Source organism: Rivularia sp. PCC 7116 (genome assembly GCF_000316665.1).
In the GTDB taxonomy this organism is placed as follows: domain Bacteria; phylum Cyanobacteriota; class Cyanobacteriia; order Cyanobacteriales; family Nostocaceae; genus Rivularia.
Map to the genome: position 1 here is coordinate 8489835 of NC_019678.1, position 22979 is coordinate 8512813.

General features: G+C 36.4%; 16 protein-coding genes. 6 read left to right on the forward strand and 10 right to left on the reverse strand.

Going from position 1 to position 22979, the window contains the following annotated elements; all coding sequences use genetic code 11:
* The first annotated feature begins 115 nt into the window (after positions 1-115).
* A complete protein-coding gene (locus RIV7116_RS32560) occupies positions 116-841 on the forward strand; it encodes a DUF1997 domain-containing protein (RefSeq protein ID WP_015122609.1) in 726 nt (241 codons plus the stop codon).
* Between the two features lie 77 nt (positions 842-918).
* Here RIV7116_RS32560 and RIV7116_RS32565 read toward each other — a convergent pair whose 3' ends face one another.
* Positions 919-1383 carry a DUF4079 domain-containing protein gene (locus tag RIV7116_RS32565; protein ID WP_015122610.1) on the reverse strand — a complete coding sequence of 155 codons (465 nt, stop codon included), beginning with the start codon at positions 1381-1383 and terminating at the stop codon, positions 919-921.
* Between the two features lie 265 nt (positions 1384-1648).
* On the opposite strand from RIV7116_RS32565, the gene RIV7116_RS32570 reads away from it, so the two are divergent.
* Both RIV7116_RS32570 and RIV7116_RS32575 read left to right on the forward strand, forming a co-directional pair.
* A complete protein-coding gene (locus tag RIV7116_RS32570; RefSeq protein ID WP_015122611.1) occupies positions 1649-2929 on the forward strand; it encodes an ankyrin repeat domain-containing protein in 1281 nt (426 codons plus the stop codon).
* 272 nt (positions 2930-3201) lie between these two features.
* Positions 3202-4836 carry a hypothetical protein gene (locus RIV7116_RS32575; RefSeq protein WP_015122612.1) on the forward strand — a complete coding sequence of 545 codons (1635 nt, stop codon included), beginning with the start codon at positions 3202-3204 and terminating at the stop codon, positions 4834-4836.
* Positions 4837-4986: 150 nt separating this feature from the next.
* On the opposite strand, the gene RIV7116_RS32580 is transcribed toward RIV7116_RS32575, so the two are convergent.
* Complete coding sequence (locus RIV7116_RS32580; protein ID WP_015122613.1) at positions 4987-6033, reverse strand: PstS family phosphate ABC transporter substrate-binding protein; 1047 nt, start codon at positions 6031-6033, stop codon at positions 4987-4989.
* A gap of 276 nt (positions 6034-6309) precedes the next feature.
* Here RIV7116_RS32580 and cobJ point away from each other — a divergent pair, with 276 nt between their 5' ends.
* The 3 genes from cobJ to radC all read left to right on the forward strand — a co-directional run bounded on the left by cobJ (position 6310) and on the right by radC (position 10282).
* Positions 6310-8184, forward strand: coding sequence for a precorrin-3B C(17)-methyltransferase (gene cobJ / locus RIV7116_RS32585; protein WP_015122614.1), 1875 nt, complete (start codon positions 6310-6312; stop codon positions 8182-8184).
* A 246-nt stretch (positions 8185-8430) separates the two neighbouring features.
* Entirely contained in the window at positions 8431-9390 is a 960-nt protein-coding gene (locus tag RIV7116_RS32590) for a phosphoribulokinase (RefSeq protein WP_015122615.1), read from the forward strand.
* Positions 9391-9550: 160 nt separating this feature from the next.
* Positions 9551-10282, forward strand: coding sequence for a DNA repair protein RadC (radC, locus tag RIV7116_RS32595; RefSeq protein WP_015122616.1), 732 nt, complete (start codon positions 9551-9553; stop codon positions 10280-10282).
* Between the two features lie 163 nt (positions 10283-10445).
* Here radC and RIV7116_RS32600 read toward each other — a convergent pair whose 3' ends face one another.
* The 8 genes from RIV7116_RS32600 to RIV7116_RS32635 all read right to left on the reverse strand — a co-directional run bounded on the left by RIV7116_RS32600 (position 10446) and on the right by RIV7116_RS32635 (position 22959).
* Positions 10446-11891: a sugar transferase gene (locus tag RIV7116_RS32600; protein ID WP_015122617.1), complete on the reverse strand. Its 1446-nt coding sequence runs from the start codon at positions 11889-11891 to the stop codon at positions 10446-10448.
* 440 nt (positions 11892-12331) lie between these two features.
* Positions 12332-13447 (reverse strand): endo-1,4-beta-xylanase, encoded by a 1116-nt coding sequence (locus RIV7116_RS32605; RefSeq protein WP_015122618.1) that lies wholly within the window; start codon positions 13445-13447, stop codon positions 12332-12334.
* A gap of 71 nt (positions 13448-13518) precedes the next feature.
* Positions 13519-14277, reverse strand: coding sequence for a WecB/TagA/CpsF family glycosyltransferase (locus tag RIV7116_RS32610; protein ID WP_015122619.1), 759 nt, complete (start codon positions 14275-14277; stop codon positions 13519-13521).
* 280 nt (positions 14278-14557) lie between these two features.
* On the reverse strand, positions 14558-15697 hold the full coding sequence (locus RIV7116_RS32615) for a glycosyltransferase family 4 protein (protein ID WP_015122620.1): 1140 nt from the start codon (positions 15695-15697) through the stop codon (positions 14558-14560).
* A gap of 357 nt (positions 15698-16054) precedes the next feature.
* The gene (locus RIV7116_RS32620; RefSeq protein WP_015122622.1) at positions 16055-19318 is read right to left on the reverse strand and encodes a non-ribosomal peptide synthetase; all 3264 of its coding nucleotides are present in this window, start codon (positions 19316-19318) and stop codon (positions 16055-16057) included.
* 214 nt (positions 19319-19532) lie between these two features.
* On the reverse strand, positions 19533-20816 hold the full coding sequence (locus RIV7116_RS32625) for an O-antigen ligase (protein ID WP_015122623.1): 1284 nt from the start codon (positions 20814-20816) through the stop codon (positions 19533-19535).
* A gap of 5 nt (positions 20817-20821) precedes the next feature.
* Complete coding sequence (locus RIV7116_RS32630; protein ID WP_015122624.1) at positions 20822-21928, reverse strand: glycosyltransferase family 4 protein; 1107 nt, start codon at positions 21926-21928, stop codon at positions 20822-20824.
* Positions 21929-21981: 53 nt separating this feature from the next.
* A complete protein-coding gene (locus RIV7116_RS32635) occupies positions 21982-22959 on the reverse strand; it encodes a glycosyltransferase family 2 protein (RefSeq protein WP_015122625.1) in 978 nt (325 codons plus the stop codon).
* Between the last annotated feature and the right edge of the window lie 20 nt (positions 22960-22979).

Genomic DNA, 22979 nt, shown 5'->3' on the forward strand with positions numbered 1-22979 from the left:
AACTTTATATCGGATTGTTAATGTTTCGATGAATTTACCTTACTGATGCGAAACATTTCATCTAGGATGGGAAATATTATTTTATCTAAACTTAAGAGTATACAGGAATGCACTAATGGTTTCAATCAATCGAAAGTGTAAATCTGATCGAGAGAGGGAAAAAATTATATCTGTGGCATCAACTATAACTGATATATCTGATATATCTGATATATCTGATATATCTGACAGCCAAAGTTTTCCTCTGGAAATAGATTTACAGGTAGATTTGGAACAACAAACCAAATTTTACGGTACTTTCAGCGACTGTATGGAGTTGTACGCACCAGCAGAAACTGTTGCCGAATATCTTAACAATCATTCAGAATGGTTTTCTCGCTGCGCTCAACCAATGAAAGTTAAGCCTTTGGGAGAAAACGGTTATGAAATCATTATCGGCCGTTTTGGTGCTTTCAATTATGACGTAGAGCCGAAAATCGGTTTGGAACTATTGCCTCCTCAAGAGGGTATTTACTGCATTCGCACCATACCTATTCCTGACTACCAAGCACCTGGCTACGACGTAGATTATCGTGCATCGCTACAGTTAGTCGAAAGCAAAGAAGATAATACCGCTCAATCAACTTCCATAACCAGAGTTGAGTGGCAATTGTATTTAACCGTTTACGTGCAATTTCCAAATTTTATAAAACGTTTACCTAAATCCTTAATTCAAACAACCGGCGATCGCCTGCTTAACCAAATTGTTCGTCAGGTATCTCGTCGTTTAACACGCAAAGTTCAAGAAGATTTTCATCAATCTTTAGGCATACCTTTTTCATATAAATCTAAAAAAGTATGAAAAATGAAGGATGGAGCATAAAGGTTGAAATGACTCTACCTTCATGCTTCACACTTCATATTTACCAATCCCAAAATTTAGGCATTGCTAAGAATTTTTTGGACAATTTGCACGCCACTGATAGCCTGCCACGTAAAAAGTCCTAAAATAGTAAAATTTAACAGAATATGAGTCATTCTTGCCCAATTTGCTCCTTTCTGCATAAAAGGAGACAAAGAAGCAGAAAAACCAATCAAAGCTGTCATTCCCAGCCCAGCTAATAAATGGGGACCGACAAATAATTTACCATTATTAATATAGGTAACAGCCATCCCACCAATGGAACCCGATACCATTAGTGCTAATAATAAAGAACCTATTTGAAAGTGTTTGATATTGTACTTACCTTTGATAAGTTCTTTCTTCTCTTCACCCTTAGCACTTCTAGTACGCTGTACCTGTAAACCTAAATAAGCCGCATAAAGCGTACATAGCAACAGCGCCCACATTAGTACGGGATGAAAAAATTGCATCCAGTATTTAACTTCTGGCGAAAGTTCCATTGTGTTCTCCCCCAATACTTAAATCTTCATAAAAATTAGCATAGCGCGTCGGGGTAATAGGGAGTAGGGGATGGGAAAATAAGAATTGGAAATTGGGCATTGGGCATGAGGCATGGGGAATGGGGCATGGAATGAATCGATAAGTTAGGAGTTGATTTAGAAGTCAATAATTAAGACTTACTAATCATCTTTCCCTTCTTACCTCTCCCTCTCTTCCCCAATTCCTAATTACCAATTAACAATTACCAATTACCAACAGCTAACAATGAGCAACAACAATGCTTCACTGCTAGAAGCGGCTAGAAGTGGTGACATCAAAAGGGTGCGAACTTTTTTAAGTACGGGTGCTTCTGCAAGTGTCAATGATGGAGATGGCACTACAGCGTTAATGTTTGCAGCAAATTCTGGCTATACAGAAATTGTTAAAATGCTTGTCGATTCGGGTGCAAATATTGATTGCAAAAGAAAACGTTATGGTTTAACGGCTTTGATGTTAGCTTGTGCTGCAAAACAAATAGATATTGTACGCATATTAATATCAAAAGGTGCTAACGTAAATGCGGTTAATGAAGACGGCAGCACGGCTTTAATGATAGCGGCTCTCAAAGATTACATTCCTGTTGTCAAAGCTTTAGTTGATGCTGGAGCTAATATAAATCTTCAAGATAAAGACAATGATACAGCTTTGCAATTGGCAGTGAAGCAAGGACATTTTGCCGTAGTCGAAATTTTAGTTAAAGCAGGTGCTGATGTAAATATCCGAGATGAAGAAGGCGAAAATTTATTGATGTTAGCTTCAGAACAAGGATATTTAGGAGTCGTTGAGGCACTATTAAGCGCAAATATTGATGTAAATGAAAAAAATACCGATGGAGACACAGCATTATTAATTGCTGTCGCAGGAGGACATACTTCTGTAGTAGAAACTTTAATAAATAAAGGTTCTGATGTAAATTTTCAAGATAAAGATGGAGAAACACCTCTACATTTTGCAGTTGTCGAAGGTTTTTCTGAAATTGTAGAATTGCTTCTCAAAGCTGGTGCAGATGTTAATAAGAGAAATAATTTAGGCGATACACCTTTACTTGTGGCAGCTTTACAAGGCTATAGCAAGATAATCAAAGCACTTTTAGAAAAAAGTGCTGATGTCGAAATCATAAATTTAGCCCAAACACCGCTAACTTTAGCCGCTATACAAGGAAACGTAGAAACAGTAAAAGTTTTATTAGAAAATGGTGCAGATGCAAATACTCAATTACAAGATGGAAAAACTCTATTAATAGAATCTACCAAACGTAATTTTAAAACAATTACTCAAGAATTATTAGCGCATGGTGCTGATGTCAATTGTAAGGATGAAAACAGCGCTACAGCATTGATGTGGGCAGCTTCATTAGGTTATATTAAAGTAGTCGAAGTATTATTAAAAGCTGGTGCAGATGTAAACCTGAAAAATCGAGGTGGTTACACTGCTTTGATGCTTGCAGAATTTAACGGTTATCCCAGTATTGTCAAAATTTTACAAGCTGCCGAAGAAAGAGATTAGGGAAGAAATAGTTAAAGGTGGTGTTAATATAGCGGTTTCAATTGATTCCGATATGTTTCAAAAAATCTTACCCCTTTACCCTCTTCTTACTAAGGAGAGGGGTTTTCCGCAGAAATGAGCGAGATTAGTATTTTATCTAATTAAAGACTCGACAGCATAACTTCTGATTTTTATGATTTAGATTATTTAAAATATAAAATTCTTCTGCAAATAAGCCTATTAAAAATAAAAGTATTCCATAATACGAAGTGTTTTATACCGTGGTTCATCAAATGAACGGGAATATTAATTTGCAAGCAGATACGGATTTACCTTTGCGTTCTGCCACAGATGTAGATTTAGAAGTTTTTAATTCTATCCAAGGTCCCGATTATAAGGAAGGGAAACCTGTAGAAGATATGAAACGATTATTTCACAAACAGGTAATCGTGGAAGATGATGTCTTACTAGATACTGAAACAATTAAAGTACCCGGTTTTATTGGTATTGCAGATGAGGAAATAGTTATAAACCCACAAGGGCAGACAGTTTCAGGGCATGAGGACATTGCCAAGTTTCTCGAACGATATGGTTTATTAGTTTGTACTTATCAGTACAATAAAGACCGTTATGGTAAAGAAATTGATTTACGCCGCAGTCCTCAAAGTTATTCTGAAATCAATGACTTGATGGAAATCTTTATCAAAAATGAAGGTCACCATTCTGGAACAATTGTACCGGCGATTAGGGAAGGTGGAAAAAAAGCTTTTGCATCTTTTAACGAGCCTGATAGCTATCATCGTGGATTATATGGCGAAAGCGGATTTATTGCAGTAGCGCAAAATTTAGTTTTTCCCGAATTTGTCAACTCACAACAGCAAAGGGGTTATACCGACAGCATTATCTGCTGGATGGCTTTGATGAATCCCTTTGTAAAGTTTTCCCAAAACGATTTTAACGGCGGAGATCCAACCCGTGTCATCGATAAAGCTAGTCTTAAAGAATTCTTGAAAAATTGTGCTTTAGCTAGTCTTGGCGATGAAAGTGCAATCGGATTTCTCAACGATGTTAACAACAAAGCTTATTGCGCTGAATTTGTTTATATAGCCTTAAATACGCCTATTTACCCTTTTAATCTCAAAGGTTTAACTTTACTATTAAACGATGAAGTCAAAGCTAAGCAAATTTTAGCAATTCAAGAACAGCAAAATAGCAAACAAGAGAATATCCTCAGCAACCGCAGTACCAACCCAGAATTTCAAGCTTTTAATATCCAGATGCCAGTCATACCGCAGGATTTACAACCTTTAGACGTATTGATGGCAAAAAAAGGAATTAATATAGATTCCAACAGTATTCCTTTTCCACCTTTTACACTTTCTCAAATATTGCGTCGCGCTTTCCGCACTCTGCTACCACGTCACAAAGACGTAAACAATCCCACAATTATCAAATCACAAGTAAAGCTGTTTGGATATTTAGAACCATTAATTCTTAAACAATTAGGACTTGATAATCCTCATACTGAAGCATCGGAAGAAGCAACCACAGCGATAAATGAGAAAGTTAAAGCAGTAAAGGAATTTATCGCTTTTATTAAATCGCAACTAAAACAGAACTACGATAGCTACGCCCAACTTGATTCTATAATCGATAAAATTATGCAGCAAGCAGATGAATTAGTAGGTTCATCTGATGCCAAATATTTTATACCACCGCGTATTTATGTAGACTTAGGGCAAAATGACGATGACGGAAACTTACCTCAAGGCTGGGGATTTAAGTTAAATACTTTAGGTGCATTAATTGATCGAGGCGCAATTATAAATACTACAACCCCTCAACCTCCGGCTCCACAGCCACCTCCAGAGATTCCAGAAACACCGCCAGAAAACAATCCACCCCGTAGAAAATCGCAGATGCGCTGATTTTTTCCTTAAAACTGATTGCTGTAGGGTGTGTTGTCGCGCAGCGCAACGCACCATTTTTTTATAGTCAAATTTTGAAAGAAATAAATTTTTACGTCCCTACATAATTTGCAAACCAATATTAAATTATCTGCAAGGGAAAAATAATCTTTAAAATTCTGCTCGTTTCCTCAAAACTTCATCAATAGTTAAATTTAGACGGGCTTCACCCTCAAATACGGTTCCTAATTTACCTCGATTGAATTGAACTTTATCTAAATAATAAGCATCTTCAGGTAAAGGTACATAACCCACAGAACTAACCTTTGTCGGTGCTTTTTCAATATAGAAATTTACAAAGTCTCTTAATGCTGGTTTCTTTTGAGCAGACTTTGTATTTACATAGATAAATAGAGGGCGAGAAAGTGGCTGATATTGAGTTTTTTCAACTGTTTCTCTCGAAGGCAGTACCGCGCCTTTGCCGTTATCTATTGCAAGTGGTTTCAATTTATCTTTGTTTTCTTCATAATACGCATAGCCAAAATAACCTAATGCATTCTTATTTTGACTCACACCTGCAACTAAATCATCATCATTTTCACTTGCTGTATAGTCGTTACGGCTGTTTCCCGATTTTCCTATTACTGCTTTTGTAAAGTAATCATAGGTACCCGATTTATTATCAGCACCATATAACTTTAACGGTAAATCCGGAAAAGAAGCACGTATTTGATTCCAATTAGTAATTTTACCTTCTGCTGATTTTTGCCAAATTTTCTTTAATTCTGCTAATTTAATATCCTTAGCCCAATCATTTTGCGGATTAACCACAACAGTCACCGCATCAAAAGCGATGGGCAATTCAGTAAACATTACACCGTTAGCAGTACAGGTTTTTAATTCTTTTTTCAAAATTGGACGCGAAGCATTAGCAATGTCAGTTTCACCGTTACAGAACTTTTCAAATCCTCCCGTGGTACCAGAAATTTCTACATTTACAGGCGTTTGTTTTTCTGCTTGAAAGTCTTTAGCTATAGCTTCAGTAATAGGATGAACCGTACTAGAACCATCTATTTTGATAATTTCAGTCGTTGTTATATTTGCAACTTCTGTTGCAGATTGCGAAGGATTACTTTCACGAGCATTTTCTGTGGTACAACTGACAGTCAAAGCTAATATCCCCACCATCAAGGATAGCTTTGAAAAGATTGCGCTCATAACTATTCACTTCCTTTTTATGATTTCAAGAGTGTACGTATTGGTGGATGAATTACATCCAAAATTATGCTATTACAGCACAGTCTTTAAAATCGGACTCTGTTAAAAAAGTAAATGTTAAATATTACGAATCAATGATTAATGAAAAGTATTAGATACAACATACTTGTAGAACAAGTACGCAAATCATATTTATTTAAGAAAAATTATTGTTTTCAGTTATGTGATGATATTTAAATCTAATATTAACCTCTATCAGCTAACAGGAAACCTAAATTGCTCCCCACCGAATTCTCTCCCATAGCTTTTATCGCTACTACTCCCACTGGTGCAAAGAAACTTCAAACCCTTTGCCAAAACCAAGATAATGCTTTGTGGGTTCCAGAATCTTTATCAGAAGTTAGTAACGCCAAGATATATAAAGATTCTCTGAAAAACCACTTAGCTAAATTATGGGAAACTCATCAAGCTTTTGTTTTCTGCTTGGCTACAGGTGCAGTAGTTAGATTGATTTCAGATTTACTAAAAAGCAAGTCTACAGATCCAGCAGTAGTAGTAATAGATGAGACCGGAAAATTTGTAATTAGTTTATGCGGTGGACATCAAGGTGGTGCCGATAAATTAGCAAATTTAATTGCTGTGCAGTTGGGAGCAACACCAGTTTTAACCGGCGCTTCCAACGGTTTAGAATTACCAGCGGTTGATATCTTGGGTGTTACTTTTGGATGGTGTCGCGGCGAAGGTGACTGGAATGCCGTTTGTGCAGCAGTTGCCAGAGGTGAAGATGTAGAAGTAATTCAAGAAGTTGGTTCAACTTTATGGCAAAATAATTTACCTAAATTGCATCCCTTCAAATTCAACGAATCGCCAACCACCAAAGCCAAAATTTTTATTTCACACAAACAATATTCTCCCCCGCTCTCCCCCTCTCCCCCTCTCCCCCTCCCTCTCATAAATTGGCATCCCCGAGTCTTGTGGGTAGGAATAGGTTGCGAAAGAGGTACTTCAAAACAGGTAATTGCAGACGCTATCGATAAAGTATTTCTAGAAAATCAACTTGCACTCTCTGCCATAGCGGGTATTGCCACGATTGATATTAAGTCTGATGAAGTTGGTTTATTAGAACTTTGTCGCGAACGAAATTTACCGATTATAACCTTCTCATCTAAAATTCTCAGCACGGTAACGGTACCCAATCCTTCCCAAGTTGTGGAAAAAGAAGTAGGAACAGCCAGCGTTGCAGAAGCTGCTGCAATCGTTGCTGCCAATCAACAATCTGATAATGCGTCTTCTCAAAATATCGCCTCTCTACAAATATCCAAACAAATTTACCGCCCTTCAAACCAAAATCTAACAGGTGCAGTCACAGTTGCTATAGCTCAATCTCAAAAAGAATACATCGGTAAAGTCGGTCAATTACTCCTAGTCGGAACCGGGCCGGGAAACCTCGAACAAATGACCCCAGCGGCACAAACGGCAGTAGCTAGCGCCGATGCTGTTATTGGTTATAGCTTATATATTGATTTGATTGCTCCTATTCTCCAAAAACACCAGATTGTAGAGGCTTTACCGATTACAAAAGAACGCGATCGCGCGACTCGTGCAATCGAGTTAGCAAATTGGGGATTAACTGTAGCTGTTATATCTTCAGGAGATAGTGGAATTTACGGAATGGCTGGCTTGGTTATGGAAGATTTACAAGCAAGCGGCTGGGATGGCAAAAGTCCTAGCGTAGAAGTATTTCCTGGGGTTAGCGCTTTTCAATCTGCTGCCGCAAGAGTAGGTACGCCTTTGATGCACGATTTTTGCGCTGTCAGTTTAAGCGACTTACTTACTCCTTGGGAAGTAATTGTCAAACGTTTGCAAGCAGCAGCAGCAGCAGATTTTGTCACGGCTTTGTATAACCCTAAATCTAAAACCCGTACTCAGCAGTTAACTGAAGCTAGGGAAATTTTTCTGAAGTACCGCAATCCCGATACACCGGTAGCCGTAGTACGTTCGGTTTATCGCGAAGATGAACAAATTACTATAACCACTTTAGAGAAATTATTAGATGTACCGGTGGACATGTTAACTACTATTTTAATTGGCAATCAAAGTACTCGTAGTTACGGGGAATGGATGATAACACCGAGGGGATATAGAAAGTAAGTTTAATTATTGTTGTACGGGCATTCCTGCCCGCTGATGTCATCATAATTAATAAACTTATACACTTCGATAAAAATATTTACATTTTATAAACAAGCTTAATATTTTCTCGCTTAACTATCAAGCGATTGCTTCCATTACCGAAGCATCTCTTAATACTTATTGAGTTGTTTCTCATTAATCCCTACAATCAGTAAATTAGAACACAATTTTAAATTACGTTCTCTGCTATCCAAAGGGGGTAAAATGACTCGTCCGATTATATTGGGTATTGTAGGTGATAGTGCTGCAGGTAAAACAACTTTAACTAAAGGTATCGCCCAAGTATTAGGTCCGGAAAATGTTACCGTTATTTGTACGGATGATTATCATCGTTACGACCGCAAGCAGCGTGCGGAAATTGGGATTACTGCTTTAGATCCTGACTGCAATTATTTAGATATTATGCAGCAACACCTTTCACTGTTGCGTGATGGGCTACCGATTCTCAAGCCTATTTACAATCATGCAACTGGTAATTTAGATGCACCTGAATATATAAAACCCAGAAAATTCGTGATAATAGAAGGATTGCTGGGTTATTCGACTCGTAAAGCCAGAGAATGTTACGATGTCAAAGTTTATCTAGCTCCTCCAGAATCTTTGCGTGCAAGTTGGAAAGTTAAACGGGATACTCAAAAGCGCGGATACACCCAAGAACAAGTTTTACAGGCACTCAAACAGCGGGAACCAGATTCAGAGAGCTTTATTCGTCCCCAACGTCAATGGTCGGATATTGTTGTAAGTTTCTATCCTCCCAAGGATGATTCGCAAGAAAGTAACGGACACTTGAATGTACGCTTAGTACTGCGTCCGACAATTCCCCACCCAGATTTTACGCAAATAGTTAACTCTGGCAATGGTAATTCCATGTCAGCTATTCGCTTGGATTTAGATAGAGATATGAGCAAACCTGTAGACGTTTTAGAGGTCGATGGGCACGCGACATTAGAGCAGGTAAATAGGTTAGAGCAAATTATCTGTTCCGACATGCCCAACTTAAAAAACGTTTGCGATCGCGAAAGCAACCCAGAGTTAGGTAAAGTTGCTGGAACGACAGGAGAAAGTATTCAAAGTTACCCCCTAGCTCTGACTCAACTCTTGATTACTTATCACATGCTTAAAGCCACACAAATATCTCAAGAAGGTTTACAAATAAAGGTTTAGACAAAGAATGGGGAAAGATGGTAATTTATTTTCCCCCTCTCGCTTCCTGTACCGAGATTTAAAATATTTACTAAATATTTACTTCTTTTTTGATAAATTCTGCGGTTAAAACTGGGATAAATAAAAATAGGTACACCTATGATTATTCCTCAGTTTATCCATGACCTATTGCCTCAGAATTGCCGACATGGCTGAAAACGAGCGTCCGCGAGAACGCTTGTTAACTCATGGTGCAAAAGTTTTAGCGACTGCTGAATTGATTGCAATTCTACTCGGTACAGGTCAAGGCGCTGGCAAGCTTTCTGCTGTCGGTTTGGGACAATTTATTTTACAGGAATTAAGCAAACATCAACGCGAACCTTTAGTAGTTCTGCGAGATATCAGCGCTGCCGAGTTAATCAAAATCCCCGGAATCGGTCCGGCAAAGGCAACAGCGATATTAGCAGCGATAGAATTGGGCAAGCGTAGTTTTCAAGCACGTCCTGGAGAAGGTACATTAATTGATAGTCCAGCCGCTGCTGCTGCTGCGTTGAGTCAAGATTTGATGTGGCAACAGCAAGAAAAATTTGCAGTAGTGCTCCTAGATGTGAAAAACCGTTTATTAGGAACTCAAGTAATTACTATTGGAACCGCAACAGAAACTTTAGCTCCTCCTCGCGAGATATTCCGGGAAGTTATACGTCAAGGTGCTACTCGTTTAATAATTGCACACAACCACCCTTCAGCAAATTTAGAGCCTAGCCCAGAAGATATCGAACTAACCCGGCAGTTATTAGGTGGAGCGCAATTTTTGCAGATTCCTTTGATAGATCACTTAATACTTGGTGATGGTGATTTCCAGAGCTTGCGTGAAATAACACCCTTATGGGATGAGTATCCCCAGGGAGATTAACGGTTAGATTTTGGGGGAGTTTTGATAAAACCCAAAGTCAAAATAATTTGTAAGAAAAAATGTAGAGAGGTTGTTGAAATCCATCTCTACATTATTTGTAATTATTCTTTTGATAGTCGTATTATCTAGTTTTAAAAAAGGATTTACAGCGATACTTCTCGATTTAGTAAGCTCCTTTCTTTTCCAAAATTACTTTGATAGTTTGCAGGATAATCCGTAAATCTAAAGAAAGCGACCAATTTTCCATATAGGTTTTATCCAAATTAATCACTTTCTCGAAGTTCATAATATCTGAACGCCCGGAGATTTGCCATAAACCGGTAATGCCGGGAAGAACTTCTTGACGGATGAGGTGGTGGTTGGAAAACTTTTGCACGTCTCTTACAGGGAGAGGACGAGGACCAACCAAACTCATTTCTCCAAAAAGAACATTAAATAATTGAGGAAATTCATCTAAACTATATTGACGAAGAAACTTTCCCACTCTGGTAATGCGTGGGTCATCTTTGATTTTGAAGAGAATTCCGTCTTCGGTTTCGTTTTGCGCTTCTAACTGTTTCTGTAATTCATCTGCATTCGTCACCATTGTGCGAAATTTCCAGACTTGGAAAGCCTTGCCATGTAAACCAACACGAGTTTGCTTGTAAAATACTGGACCGGGAGAATCTAATTTGATTAGTAACGCAATCAACAGATAAATTGGTGATGCCAATAAAATGAACAATGCCGAACTGCAAAAATCAAAATACCGTTTTGTCCAGAAGTCACTTCCTGTAATTGCTGGGGGCATAAAGTTTAATATTGGGATGCCACCAAGCATTTTTAATTCTAATCTTTGTTCTACTGCTTGCAACTCAATTGGCAAAATATGCAAAATAACGCCAGCATTTCTTAACTTCCAGTAAAGAAACATTCGGCTTTCTATTGACTGCCAAGAGCAAACAAATACTTCTGCTACTCCTAAACTACTAATTTCTTCTATCGTAGCCGATAAATTCTTCAGCGACTTTGAAATTGAGTTAACATTTTTCCAACCTACAAGATTGTAACAGTTTTGTTTTTCTAATAATTTTATTGCCTTTTCTTTTTCTGCTAGAGAACAGATGATATATGTGGGACAAGTAATTATATTTTGCTTCCTGAGCCGCACAATAGCAGTATTTACAGTAAATCTTCCCAAGCTTGTAAATGCGATACTCAGAACCCATACTGTAAGAAATACACCTCTTGGGAATAAATTATTTTGCAAGTAAACATATTCAAAAAGTAATAGGAGAAAATAGGAGAATGTTATTGTTTTGCTGAGACTATAATAATCGCGCCTTTTTTCTCCTGCTTCATATAATCCTTGAGTTGCAATCAGACAAATTTGAAGGGCAATAGTTGACAGGATAAAAAATAAATTGCCTTGTTCAAACCAATTAGTATTAGAGTTTAAACTTTGTAATTCTGCTATTTTCCAAGCTATTCCCAAGCATATTCCGTCTACTAGAGCAAGAGTTATTCTACGAAGCCATATTGCGCCAACTCTTTTACGTAATTGTGTTAAAGATGGAGCGCGTAAATCCAAGACGCTTTTATTCCCTGATAATTCACTAACAAAAGACATAATTATTAATAACTTGTTGGTTATTTATATACAGATATTAATTGAAACTCGTGACATCATTGTGACACGTTAAAAAATGAATAGCCGTAAAATCTACAGTTATTTTACGGAAATATAATCAAATATTTCATACCTTTTTATTAGCTTTAAAAGCTTCTAAGTATATCTGTAAATAAAACTACATTCAGCGTTTAATAAAAGATAAAAATTCATCAAAAACTGCATATTTTTTTTAGATAGTGAATGCTTATAAAACAAAAAAATAGAATAATCATAGTTTTGTTTTCTATATTGAAAACTATAGTTACATATTCGCTAAAGTTTTATAACTAGTGGTAATTAATTATGACTATTTGCAACAATAACAACATTATTGTTGCAAATAATTATAACTAGATTAATATTGAGATACCACAATTTACATTTAAGTAAATTATTAGTTAACGGCTTGGTGCGGTATCAAAAGCACGAGCCATAGCATTCCAAGCAAATTTACGTTTTCCCCCTGCGTCTAATGGCAAAGGTCGAACCGATGCGCCGTCTTTTCGAGGCTGAAATTCGTTGAGCCAACTATGTTTATCGTTTAATCCCCAAGTTAAAATCGCGATTACTGCTGGTTCTTCCAACACAACTTTCAAATAATTGCTGTAAGCTTTAGCAACTATTCTGTCCCGCACTTTGATGTCAAGGGGTAAATCTTTATCTGTAACATCAAGTTCCGTTACCATGATTTTTAAACCCAGGTTGGCAACTTGGGCTAGAAAATCTTTTAATATCTGATGATTAAATCTAGTTTCGCTGCCATCTAGATGAGCTTGTAAACCTAAAGCGTGAATGGGAGTTCCTTGAGATTTTAAACGCTTTAAGAGTTTAATAACGGCATGTCGTTTGGCTTCGTCTTGGGGTCTGTCGTAAACTAAACCATAATCGTTATAAACTAGCATTGCTTCTGGATCGGCTTTATGAGCTAAACGAAAAGCAAGGTCAATATAATCTTCTCCTATAAACTCCAACCACGGCGTTTTTCTTAAACCGTTAGGATGCCCATCTCTTGGTTCGATAGCTTCATTAACCACATCCCAAGAATGCATTTTTCCTCGGTAACGTCCTACAACTGTGTTGATGTGTTTTTCAAGGATATCTTTAGCATTTTGACGGTTGACTGTCTTCTCAAACCAAGGAGGTAAAGACATGTACCATACCAATGTATGCCCCCGAACTTTCATCCCGTGACTGCGGGCAAAATTATACATTACATCAGCCGCAGCAAAATCAAAGGATTGGGGTGTTGGACGCAATGGCTTGGGGTAAACGTGCCATTTAAATCCCCACTCTGACACTAATATCGAGCATTCTTCAATTAGACTTCGAGCATATTCTTTATCAGTTGAAAGCAATGGATGCCGTATAGCTGTACCAAAAAGTATTTTTTTCTTAGCAGCACGTTCTTTTAAAGATTTGTCCCCAGGATATTTAATGCATTCACAATGTGGGTCGTCTAAAGCAAGTATCTGCTGACGTTTTAATTCTTTTTTACCTATAATCACTGCACCCATTGCTGTTAAACCGCCTATAGCAGCTAAAAAAGCTCGTCTATTTAATAGTTTTTTTTTAGCATAATCACTTCTTAAGCTAGCTTACGAAAACCTAGCTTTTGTTGAATTACTAACCACATAAACTGAGGATTTCCCATGATATAACGCTTCCACAAGCGTTTTGGCTCAACAATTAAGCGAAACAACCACTCCAAACCCCATTTTTGCATCCATGAAGGCGCTCTTTGTACCATATCGGCAACTAATTCAAAACTAACCCCAATACCCAAAGAGACAGGTACTCCTAGTTCTAAATAATTTTCGTATATCCATTTTTCCTGTTTAGGAGCACCTAATCCAACAAAAAGAATATCCGGCGCTACTGCTTTGATTTTGGAATTGATTAAAGCTAATTGCTGCGGTTGAGATTCAAACCCATAAGGCGGACAATGAGTTCCCACTATCTTTAAATCTGGATGTCTAGCTTGCAAAGTTCTTTTAGCGGCTTCAGCAGCGCCGGGACGACCACCCAGCAGAAAGACTTTGAGTCCTTTTTTTTCAGCTACAGCCGATAATTCTTCAAATAGATCTGTACCATTAACCCGACCATTTAAAGGTGTTTTGAGGAATTTCGCTGACCATAATAATGAGACACCATCAGGCACTGCCAGAAATGCATCTTTATAGATATTGCGGAAATAAGTGTCGCGCTGAAGGGTTAAGACATGCTGTGCATTAGGAGTAACAACATAGGCGGGAACAACACCTGTAATAGTATGGTCTACTATACGTTTTACCACCTCATTAAAACTATAATTGTCAATTTTGACTCCACAAATATTTACTCTCATAACTGATTCTGAGCGTTACCTAAACTAAAAAACTGCATCGAAATTACCTCACCTTCTAGTAAATGCACTAGAAAACCCTAATTGAGAAAGCTTTGAGGATTTTTAAGTTCTCAAAAGCTGTTAAGGAATCACTCAAACGAGTATAACTAAGTATATACTCAGAAAAAATAAAAAAAAAGGTTAAAATAAATACATTTTTTTATTTTTATCCAAAGAAAAAACACGCCTTGATAATTAATCTTTTAGTAAAGATTAATGATTCAATATTTATTGCGCGGAATTAGATGCGAATCTCTAAAAGGCGCTGCAAGATATTTCCATAAGGATATAAGATAGAAGGCTTCCTTGATTTACAGTCGATAGCTGAGTTGTAAATTTGATACATCTCAGTGCAATAAGCTTTGACATCAAGAGGGATAACGGATTGTCTGGCTGCACTTCCTAAAGAGACTCTTAGAGGCTGATTTTCAACTAATTGCTGCATGTTTTTAGACAGTTGCTGAATATCTCCAGGTGCAACTAATAAACCATTCTCTGCTGAAGTTATTAATTCGGGTATGCCACCGACTGGTGTTACTACTACTGGTAAACCCCAAGCCATAGCTTCTAACAGAGCCATTGGTAAACCTTCGTTGTAGGAAGGTAAAACAAATATATCGATATCAGTTAATAGTTTTTCTCTGGCTTGAGAGTCTATCCAGCCGAGAAATCTAACGCGATCTTTAATCTCAAGCTTTTCAACTAATCTACATGCTGGCTCAATATCTCCATCTCCAGCGATAATCAACTCCGAGCGCTCTCTCAGGCTTTGCGGCATTGTAGCAAAGGCTTGAATTAAATCGAATGTTCCTTTGCGGGAACCAATTCTTCCACAAAAGCCAAACTTAATAGATGAAGTATGGATTCTATTAGGTATTTGAATTGGTAATTCAGTCGGGTTGGGCAAAACTACAACTTGTTGTTTTTTTAGTCCTAAGTTATGCGTATAATACTCTTCCCAATTTTTGGAAAGAACAATAAATTTATCGCAGGAACGAAATATTTTACTCAAAACTAGTTGAGCTAGTAATGGTAGTTTAGAGTAAGTTGTTTGGAATTCTGCACCATGAGCGTGCATCAGTATAGGCTTGTTAAATATAAAAGCAATCACTGCAATAATCGCTTTTCTTACTAAGCTGCCACCATCTGAAATATGTACGTGTAAAATATCGGCTTTGCCATTCATCAGATTCCATAGCAGAGCGCGGCAGGCTTTGATAAAAACTTTGATTCTATGGAGGATTGTCCCTTCATCATGGGTTGTAATATGCTGATAATTGACATCCTCAGGGTTGTGCTTGAGTATCAATTTTTCAACAGTTGCTATACCTCCATTTTGTTCTAAGCTAGCACCCAGCATGAGAATATTTAATTTGCTCATGAATATTCAGTATTAAAATCTCTTTAAAAAACAATTAAAAAATAAATGAAAAATTGTGCTTTACCTAAATATCTTCCGGTAAATAGATCCGGATCGTTGTATGCAAAATATTATTCTCTAACAATCGCAAAAAAAATTATCTGTTGCCATCCGGAGAATTACATAGCTAAAAATGAAATTATATTAAAGTCTGAATATAAGATTGTGCCGCATATTAAATTTTTAAAGTTAAATTTTTTAAGTCAATATAATTTCTCAGAAAATCTATAGCCTTTCGCTCGCAATGACACAGCTGTAAATGTTCTCACCCACCTACTTAATTTATATTTAATTATTTATCAAAACCGCTATAGTCTTTTATTTTGTCAAACAAATACTAATTTTATTGGCTAAAAGCTGAGCATTTTCTGGTTTTAACAACATAGAGCGATGAGTGCCGGGAATTTTATGTGTTTCCACTTCTTTAGCCCATTTATCCCAACCAAAGTTAGCATCTTCAAGTCCATAAAATTCAAAGATAGCCACAAAAATATTTAATTTTATCGGTAATGCCTTAAGTTTATATTCATTCATGAATTTACTAAGAGTTGGCATTAATGGTTTAAATGATTCGCTAAGTTTGTATTCGACTCTCTCTTTAAAAAAGCTGGTCTTATCTTTCCAAGAAAAACCTAAAACTGCTTTTAGCCGTTGATAACGTTTAAAGAGTAATCTAGCTTCTTCTGCTCTATTTTCTACTTCTGGTGTAGGCGTATCAAGCATTCCTAAAAAAGCTATTTGTTCGTTTTGTAAATATAACTGCTGGGCTATTTCGTAAGTCACTAAGCCTTCGTAAGAATGACCCATTAAATTATATGGTCCTTGTGGCTGAATATCCCGTATTTTTCGGATACAGCGTGATGCCATTTCTGAAGCTTTATCTAACGGTTCCTGTACTATATAAACAGGTTGCTCTGTATCTAAATTCTCAATCATTTGCTGATACAAAAAACCATTATTAGCAATAATAAATAGAGGTAGTTTGTTGCCACTAAAATTAATTTTGATAACGCTTTCTGTGGCGATTTCTTCTTGAAGGAGAATAGCAGCTAACTGTTCAATTGTGGATGCTTCAAAAAAGACACCTTGATTAAGTTTTTTATCAAATATCTTTTCAATTTCAGCTACCATTGACGTAGCCATTAAAGAATTACCACCTAAGGAGAAGAAATTATCTTTGATTCCAATTGGCTGAATGCGGAAAGCTTGTTCCCAAAGAGTAACTAATTTTTTTTCCACATCGTTACGAGCAGATAAATACTCTTCTTCTAAATTCAGATTATTTTTATCAGGTTTGGGAAGGGCTTTACGGTCTACTTTGTCATTTGGGGTTAAGGGTAAGGCTTCTAAACTGACAAATCCCGACGGTATCATGTATTCTGGTAGCCTACTTTTCAGAAACTCTTTTAATTGTTTATTTGTAGGTGATTGAGTACTTCTAGGAACGATATAAGCTATTAAACGTTTATCTCCAGCTTCGTATTCTTGAGGAATAACAATAGCTTGTTTGACAGCAGCATGTTGATTGAGAACGGTTTCAATTTCTCCTAACTCGATGCGAAAACCGCGAATTTTGACTTGATGGTCGATGCGTCCAAGAAAATCAATATTACCATCGGGGAGAAAACGGGCTAAATCTCCAGACTTATACATTCTCATGCCGCGATTAAAGGGGTCGGGAATAAACTTTTGTGCGGTTAATTCTGGTCTATTAAGATAACCGCGTGCCAAACATAAACCCCCAATATGCAATTCTCCAGGGACTCCTATAGGAACAGGATTTAGGCAAGAATCTAAGATATAAATTTGCACGTTAGCGAAAGGTTTTCCAATAGTCATTTGTGCAAGTCCAGTATCTTTATTTATAGATTCAGACAGTTTACATCTGGTAACGACTACAGTTGCTTCGGTTGGTCCGTAAGTATTAATCAATTCAGGATATTGATTATTCTTGAAAGATTTTTGCCATGTTCTAACTTTTTCTGGAATTACTGCTTCCCCACCGATAATTACCAATCGCAAGTTTTGAGGTGCTTCCGATTCTGCTGTAGCTAAATCAGAAACTAATTGATGCCAGTATGCTGTAGGTAAATCTAATACAGTTATTCCCCATTGTTCGCATTTTTGCAGCATCTGATGACCGTTAGTTAAAAATTCATCGGTTCGCAGTATTAAAGTTGCACCATTAGTAAGGCAAGGATAGATTTCTTCTACAGCCACATCAAAACTAATCGATGCAAATTGCAGAACGCGATCGCGATGATTTATTGCGTATTCTTTTGTGGCAGTAATCGTAAAATTAACTAAAGAACTATGCTCAATCATCACTCCTTTAGATTTACCAGTGGAGCCAGAAGTGTAGATGATGTAAGCTAAATGTGACGGTTTGACATCGCTGGTAGGAGATTCTTGACTTTGATGGGAAATTAGACTTTCCCAGTCTCGATCCAAACAGATTTGTTTGGCTTTGTTTGCTGGCAATCCCGATAGTAAATTTTCTGTGGTTAATAGTACTGATACATCCGAATCATCCAGCATATGAGATAAACGCTCTTGAGGATAATTGGGATCTATAGGTATATAAGCAGCACCTGCTTTGAGAATGCCGAGTATACCTACTACCATATTTAAACAGCGGTTGATACAAATACCAACCTTAGTATCTGGTTTAATTCCTAAAGTTTGCAGATAGTTTGCAAGTTGGTTGGCACGATTATCCAACTGTTGATAAGTTAGTTGTTGCTCTTGAAATATAACCGCTACTGCATCTGGCGTTTTAGCTACTTGTTCTTCAAACAGTTGATGAATGCATTTGTCGTGAGGATAATCTAATTCTGTATTATTCCATTCTACTAAGATTTGATAGCGTTCGATCTCGCTTAAAATTGCGATTTCGCCGACTTTTGTATGGGGATTCTCAACAACAATTTTAAGTAAATTCTCGAAATGAGCAATCATCCGCTTTATCGTTTGCGGTGCAAATAGTTGTTGATTGTATGTAAATGTTCCTTTTAACCCTTCTCTTGCTTCTACAACAAATAGAGATAAATCTGATTTAAATTCATCAACATTAATTGGTAATGGTGTATCCATTACAAAAGCATCTTGTAAGCTAAACATAACTTGAAAGACACTCGTATCCTTATAAAAACCTATTGCTGATAATTTTTCGACTAGTTGCTGCCAAGAAAAATCTTGATGTTTAAAGTCTTCTATTACTATTTGATTAACTTGCTTTAATAATTCGGAAAAACAAATATGACTAGATATAGAACTTCTAAAAGCTAATGTATTAAAATCTAAATTATTTTTTTGAGGAATGCAAGAACCAACTATAATATCTTCTTGAGCAGTGTATTTATGTAGCAGACATTTAAAAGCCGTTAGCAAACTTATAAATAGTCCATTCTCGGAGCTTTGATTCAGGGTTTTTACTGATTCGCATAATTGTCGAGGAAAAACAAAAGTTTCTATACCAATATCATATTCTTGATTGGAAGTTCTTAGTTTATCTGTAGTTAATTCTAAAACCGGTACTCTACTAAGTTTATTTTGCCAATATTCTAAATTTTTATTAAGCATAATATATATTATGTGGAAGATGCGATAATTACTAATAAGCTGATGTGCAGCTAGATTGTATAAAAGGTAAATTTAAAATTATTCGGTATTTTTTGTAGTGCGAATAGGAAATTCCGCATCTAGTATACAAATTAAATACGCAGTAGCTGATATCTCTTTTTTAACAAAAATATTATCTTAACTCTTTAGAAAATATACTTAATAATTAAATTATTTAACGATGAGTGCGGGGAATAGTATTTAACTGATTTATATATTCTGACCGATGATTTTCTGGTGATATTTTTACAGAAAAGGCAATTGCTACATAAATAACCCAAAACAAATCATTTTGGATCATTAATGTAGTTTCGCTAATATTTGCTAGCAACATATAAGTCATATAAACAAGCGGCCAAAACCCTTCAGAGGTTCTAGTAGTTCGCAACCAGTAAAATGATTTGGGTATAGTTATAGCTAAGAATCCATAGACATATACTAATAGCCCGATCAAACCTATTTGCAACCACAAGTCTAAAAAGCCATTATGGGAATTAGGAGGAGTCCATCCAGTTGCCTGCCAAATGTAGAAAGAAGGAGTATCTGGGCCAGACCAAAACGCCCCATATCCGTAGCCCAAAATAGGTTTTTGCCCTATCATTTCAAAGATATAAGGCCACATATCTCCACGACCGGTAAGGGTAGTATCTTTACCAAGTGCTTTGAGAATGGCTTCTGTAGTTACCGAAACAATAACATAGAAAATTGCGCCGAAACTTCCAATTGCAATCGTGCTAGGCACCATTATATTATCTCGCCATCGAAAAACTCGAAAAGATATGCAGGCAGCAATTAAGCATATGCCATTTAATAAAGAACTTGTCGATCCAGAGCGTAGTAAAAGGATAAAAGCTAAACTAAAACACATCCATAGTAGCCAACTATATTTTTTCGAGCTATTAGCTAATAATAAAAAGACAGCAATTCCTGGAACGATGACTTTACCTAGAGTGTTTTTATGGTTGTAAATACCTCGCCATTTTCCTGTATGAACCCCACCCATGATTCCATACTTGGGTAATGCTGCAATAAATATAAAACTGAATATGACAGCAATGCCATACATCCAGCCTAAAAGCTTCAACTGTTGTTTAATGGTATATCGTGAAGCAAAATACAAGCCGAACAAGCTAGTTCCAACTATGGCAATTCCCCTAGTCAAAGTTTTTTTAGGAAGAGAAGACCATACGCAAGAAAATACAGCAATTCCGACTAATAATAAAATTATTTTTTCTTTCTTCATTACATGTATGACTTTTTTCCATCTAAGAAGAAGTAGAAAAAAAGTTACTAGATAATTGAAGAAGAATAAAACTAAAATTAAAGAAGTGTTTGTTTCGCCAGAATCATCACCTTCACTTGCTCCGCCAGACAAAAGTACTGTTAATGGTCCTCCAGAATACAGCAGTAAAGATACGACGGTAAATGCCTCTTCGGTAAATAATAAAAGTTTCTTCATTAATTTCACCGAGAAATATTTTTGAGATAAATTGCTTTACGATAAATTTCAATTGTTTGAGTGGCAATATTTAACCAGTTCAAATCATCTTCACAACGATATAGTGCTGCTGTTTGTATCTGATGCTGTAATTTGCGATCGCTCAACAAACGAATAATCGCATCGGCTAAAGCTGTAGCATCCCGAGGGGGAACTAATAACCCGTCTTGCTCGGAACAAATCATTTCAGCCAAACCACCAATTTCAGAAGCAATCACTGGGGTACCCATCGCATAAGCAAGAGATGCGACACCGCTCTGAGATGCTTCTATGTAAGGTAAAATAACTGCGGTACTACGCCCAAAAAGACTTGCAACATCCTCTGATGGAATATATTTATTGAGAATTTCGTAATGTTTTTCATCCCAGCTATCAGGAAAATATCGTTTTAAATTGTCTCCCTTTCCAGCAATAATTAATTTAACTTGAGGAATGCTTTCTATAATTAAAGGCATTGCTTGAAGCAGATATTTCAGACCTTTATAAGCCCAAATACGTCCGTAAAATAGAAGAGTGTAAGGTTCTCTGACTGTGTTATTGTCTTTTGCCAACCGCTGATATAAACTACCTAATTCTCCATGAGGAAGAATACATATCCTTTCTTGAGGAACTGCAAACTCTTTCACTAGAGCAGTTTTGAGGGAATTTGCATGAACTATTAGCTGCTGCGATCGCCAAAATGCAATCTGTCTTGTATATTCTGAACCGATGACATTATCTTTGTCTCCGGGATGACGAAAAACATCGTGAATAGTTGTCACCAAGGCAGGCATATTATTAAGCAATAAAGTTAAATCGTACCAAGGGTCATTTGTTTCTTGGACGTGTAATACATCGGGTTCGATTTTACGAATAATACTTATTAATTGACCCATCGCAGAGAAATTACGCGGGTCGCGAATGCGATATTTTGTAAAAGTAATTATCTTAATTCTTGAATCTAATAAGTCTTGTGTTTGTCTAGTTAATTGTTCGGGATGGATTAAAGTTAGCTCGATATCTTGAGCAGCTAAAGCGTTGGCTAGTTGAACGGTATACTCGTAAAAGCAAAAATGCAATAAAGCGACTTTCATTATTTATATTCATTCCCTAATTTAAAATTAAACTGGATAACATATACTTAAAATTACCTAGACTTGCTTATAGGTATTTGATTAAAATATAAAGATAATCTACGCCGGATTATTCTTGGTATCTGTGTTGATAAATGATAAAAGAAATAAGGATTGTTTTTCATTTTTATTAAAGCATTTAAATAATCAGTCTGCTTCAGAGAATCTACAACTAAAAAATAAGGTCTAGTTTTTTCAATCAGATACAAACGTTTTTGTAAAGCAGCTAGTAATTTTTGATTATTTATTATGTAATCTTGCTGTAGATAATATTTTGTTGCTTCACAGTATGCTTCAAGTCTTTTTATCCTACTTTGTGCAACTGATGAGCCAGGACGAGAACGATAGAAATAGTAAGGATTTGGGACAAACAAAAATTTTGCTCCATGCGCCAAACATATTAGATAAAACCAAAAATCTCCGCCAATCAAAATATTGTCGTGATTTTTTATATTATGTTTTTGTATAAAATTTATTTTAATTAATGGTTTAGTTAAACCTAAATGTAAACCCCACATTCCAGGTACATCTTTTTCAATAAAATCAATCGAAGAGATTTCAGTATTATTTTTTATTTTGTATTTACTTTGACTTAATAATGTACTCCAGGGCAAGTTCTTACCATCTTGGATAAAATATATATCGTCGGCAATTATATCTACGTTTTGCGAATTAGCTATTTTTAATAGTTTCTCTAATCTATCAACAGCATACCAATCATCTGAATCAAGCCGAGTTATCCAATTGCCTTTAGCTACTTTTATGGCTCTATTCGTACTAAAGTTTTGTCCTAAATTTCGCTGATTGACTAATACCTTTATCCGCTTATCAAAAAAACTGTTAATAACTTCTAAAGTATTATCTGTCGAACCATCATCTACAATAATTATTTCTATATTCTTTTCAGTTTGTTGCAATGCTGAATTTATTGCTTGTGCAATATATTTTTCAGTATTATACGCAAGAATAATCACCGATACTTCTGGATTCATAATTGCACCTCATTGATAGA

Excerpts from the sequence above, each read along its gene's own strand:
- RIV7116_RS32560 (WP_015122609.1), top strand. The coding sequence starts at position 116 with ATGGTTTCAATCAATCGAAAGTGTAAATCTGATCGAGAGAGGGAAAAA.
- RIV7116_RS32565 (WP_015122610.1), bottom strand. The coding sequence starts at position 1,383 with ATGGAACTTTCGCCAGAAGTTAAATACTGGATGCAATTTTTTCATCCC.
- RIV7116_RS32570 (WP_015122611.1), top strand. The coding sequence starts at position 1,649 with ATGAGCAACAACAATGCTTCACTGCTAGAAGCGGCTAGAAGTGGTGAC.
- RIV7116_RS32575 (WP_015122612.1), top strand. The coding sequence starts at position 3,202 with ATGAACGGGAATATTAATTTGCAAGCAGATACGGATTTACCTTTGCGT.
- RIV7116_RS32580 (WP_015122613.1), bottom strand. The coding sequence starts at position 6,033 with ATGAGCGCAATCTTTTCAAAGCTATCCTTGATGGTGGGGATATTAGCT.
- RIV7116_RS32590 (WP_015122615.1), top strand. The coding sequence starts at position 8,431 with ATGACTCGTCCGATTATATTGGGTATTGTAGGTGATAGTGCTGCAGGT.
- radC (WP_015122616.1), top strand. The coding sequence starts at position 9,551 with ATGACCTATTGCCTCAGAATTGCCGACATGGCTGAAAACGAGCGTCCG.
- RIV7116_RS32600 (WP_015122617.1), bottom strand. The coding sequence starts at position 11,891 with ATGTCTTTTGTTAGTGAATTATCAGGGAATAAAAGCGTCTTGGATTTA.
- RIV7116_RS32605 (WP_015122618.1), bottom strand. The coding sequence starts at position 13,447 with ATGGGTGCAGTGATTATAGGTAAAAAAGAATTAAAACGTCAGCAGATA.
- RIV7116_RS32610 (WP_015122619.1), bottom strand. The coding sequence starts at position 14,277 with ATGAGAGTAAATATTTGTGGAGTCAAAATTGACAATTATAGTTTTAAT.
- RIV7116_RS32615 (WP_015122620.1), bottom strand. The coding sequence starts at position 15,697 with ATGAGCAAATTAAATATTCTCATGCTGGGTGCTAGCTTAGAACAAAAT.
- RIV7116_RS32620 (WP_015122622.1), bottom strand. The coding sequence starts at position 19,318 with ATGCTTAATAAAAATTTAGAATATTGGCAAAATAAACTTAGTAGAGTA.
- RIV7116_RS32625 (WP_015122623.1), bottom strand. The coding sequence starts at position 20,816 with ATGAAGAAACTTTTATTATTTACCGAAGAGGCATTTACCGTCGTATCT.
- RIV7116_RS32630 (WP_015122624.1), bottom strand. The coding sequence starts at position 21,928 with ATGAAAGTCGCTTTATTGCATTTTTGCTTTTACGAGTATACCGTTCAA.
- RIV7116_RS32635 (WP_015122625.1), bottom strand. The coding sequence starts at position 22,959 with ATGAATCCAGAAGTATCGGTGATTATTCTTGCGTATAATACTGAAAAA.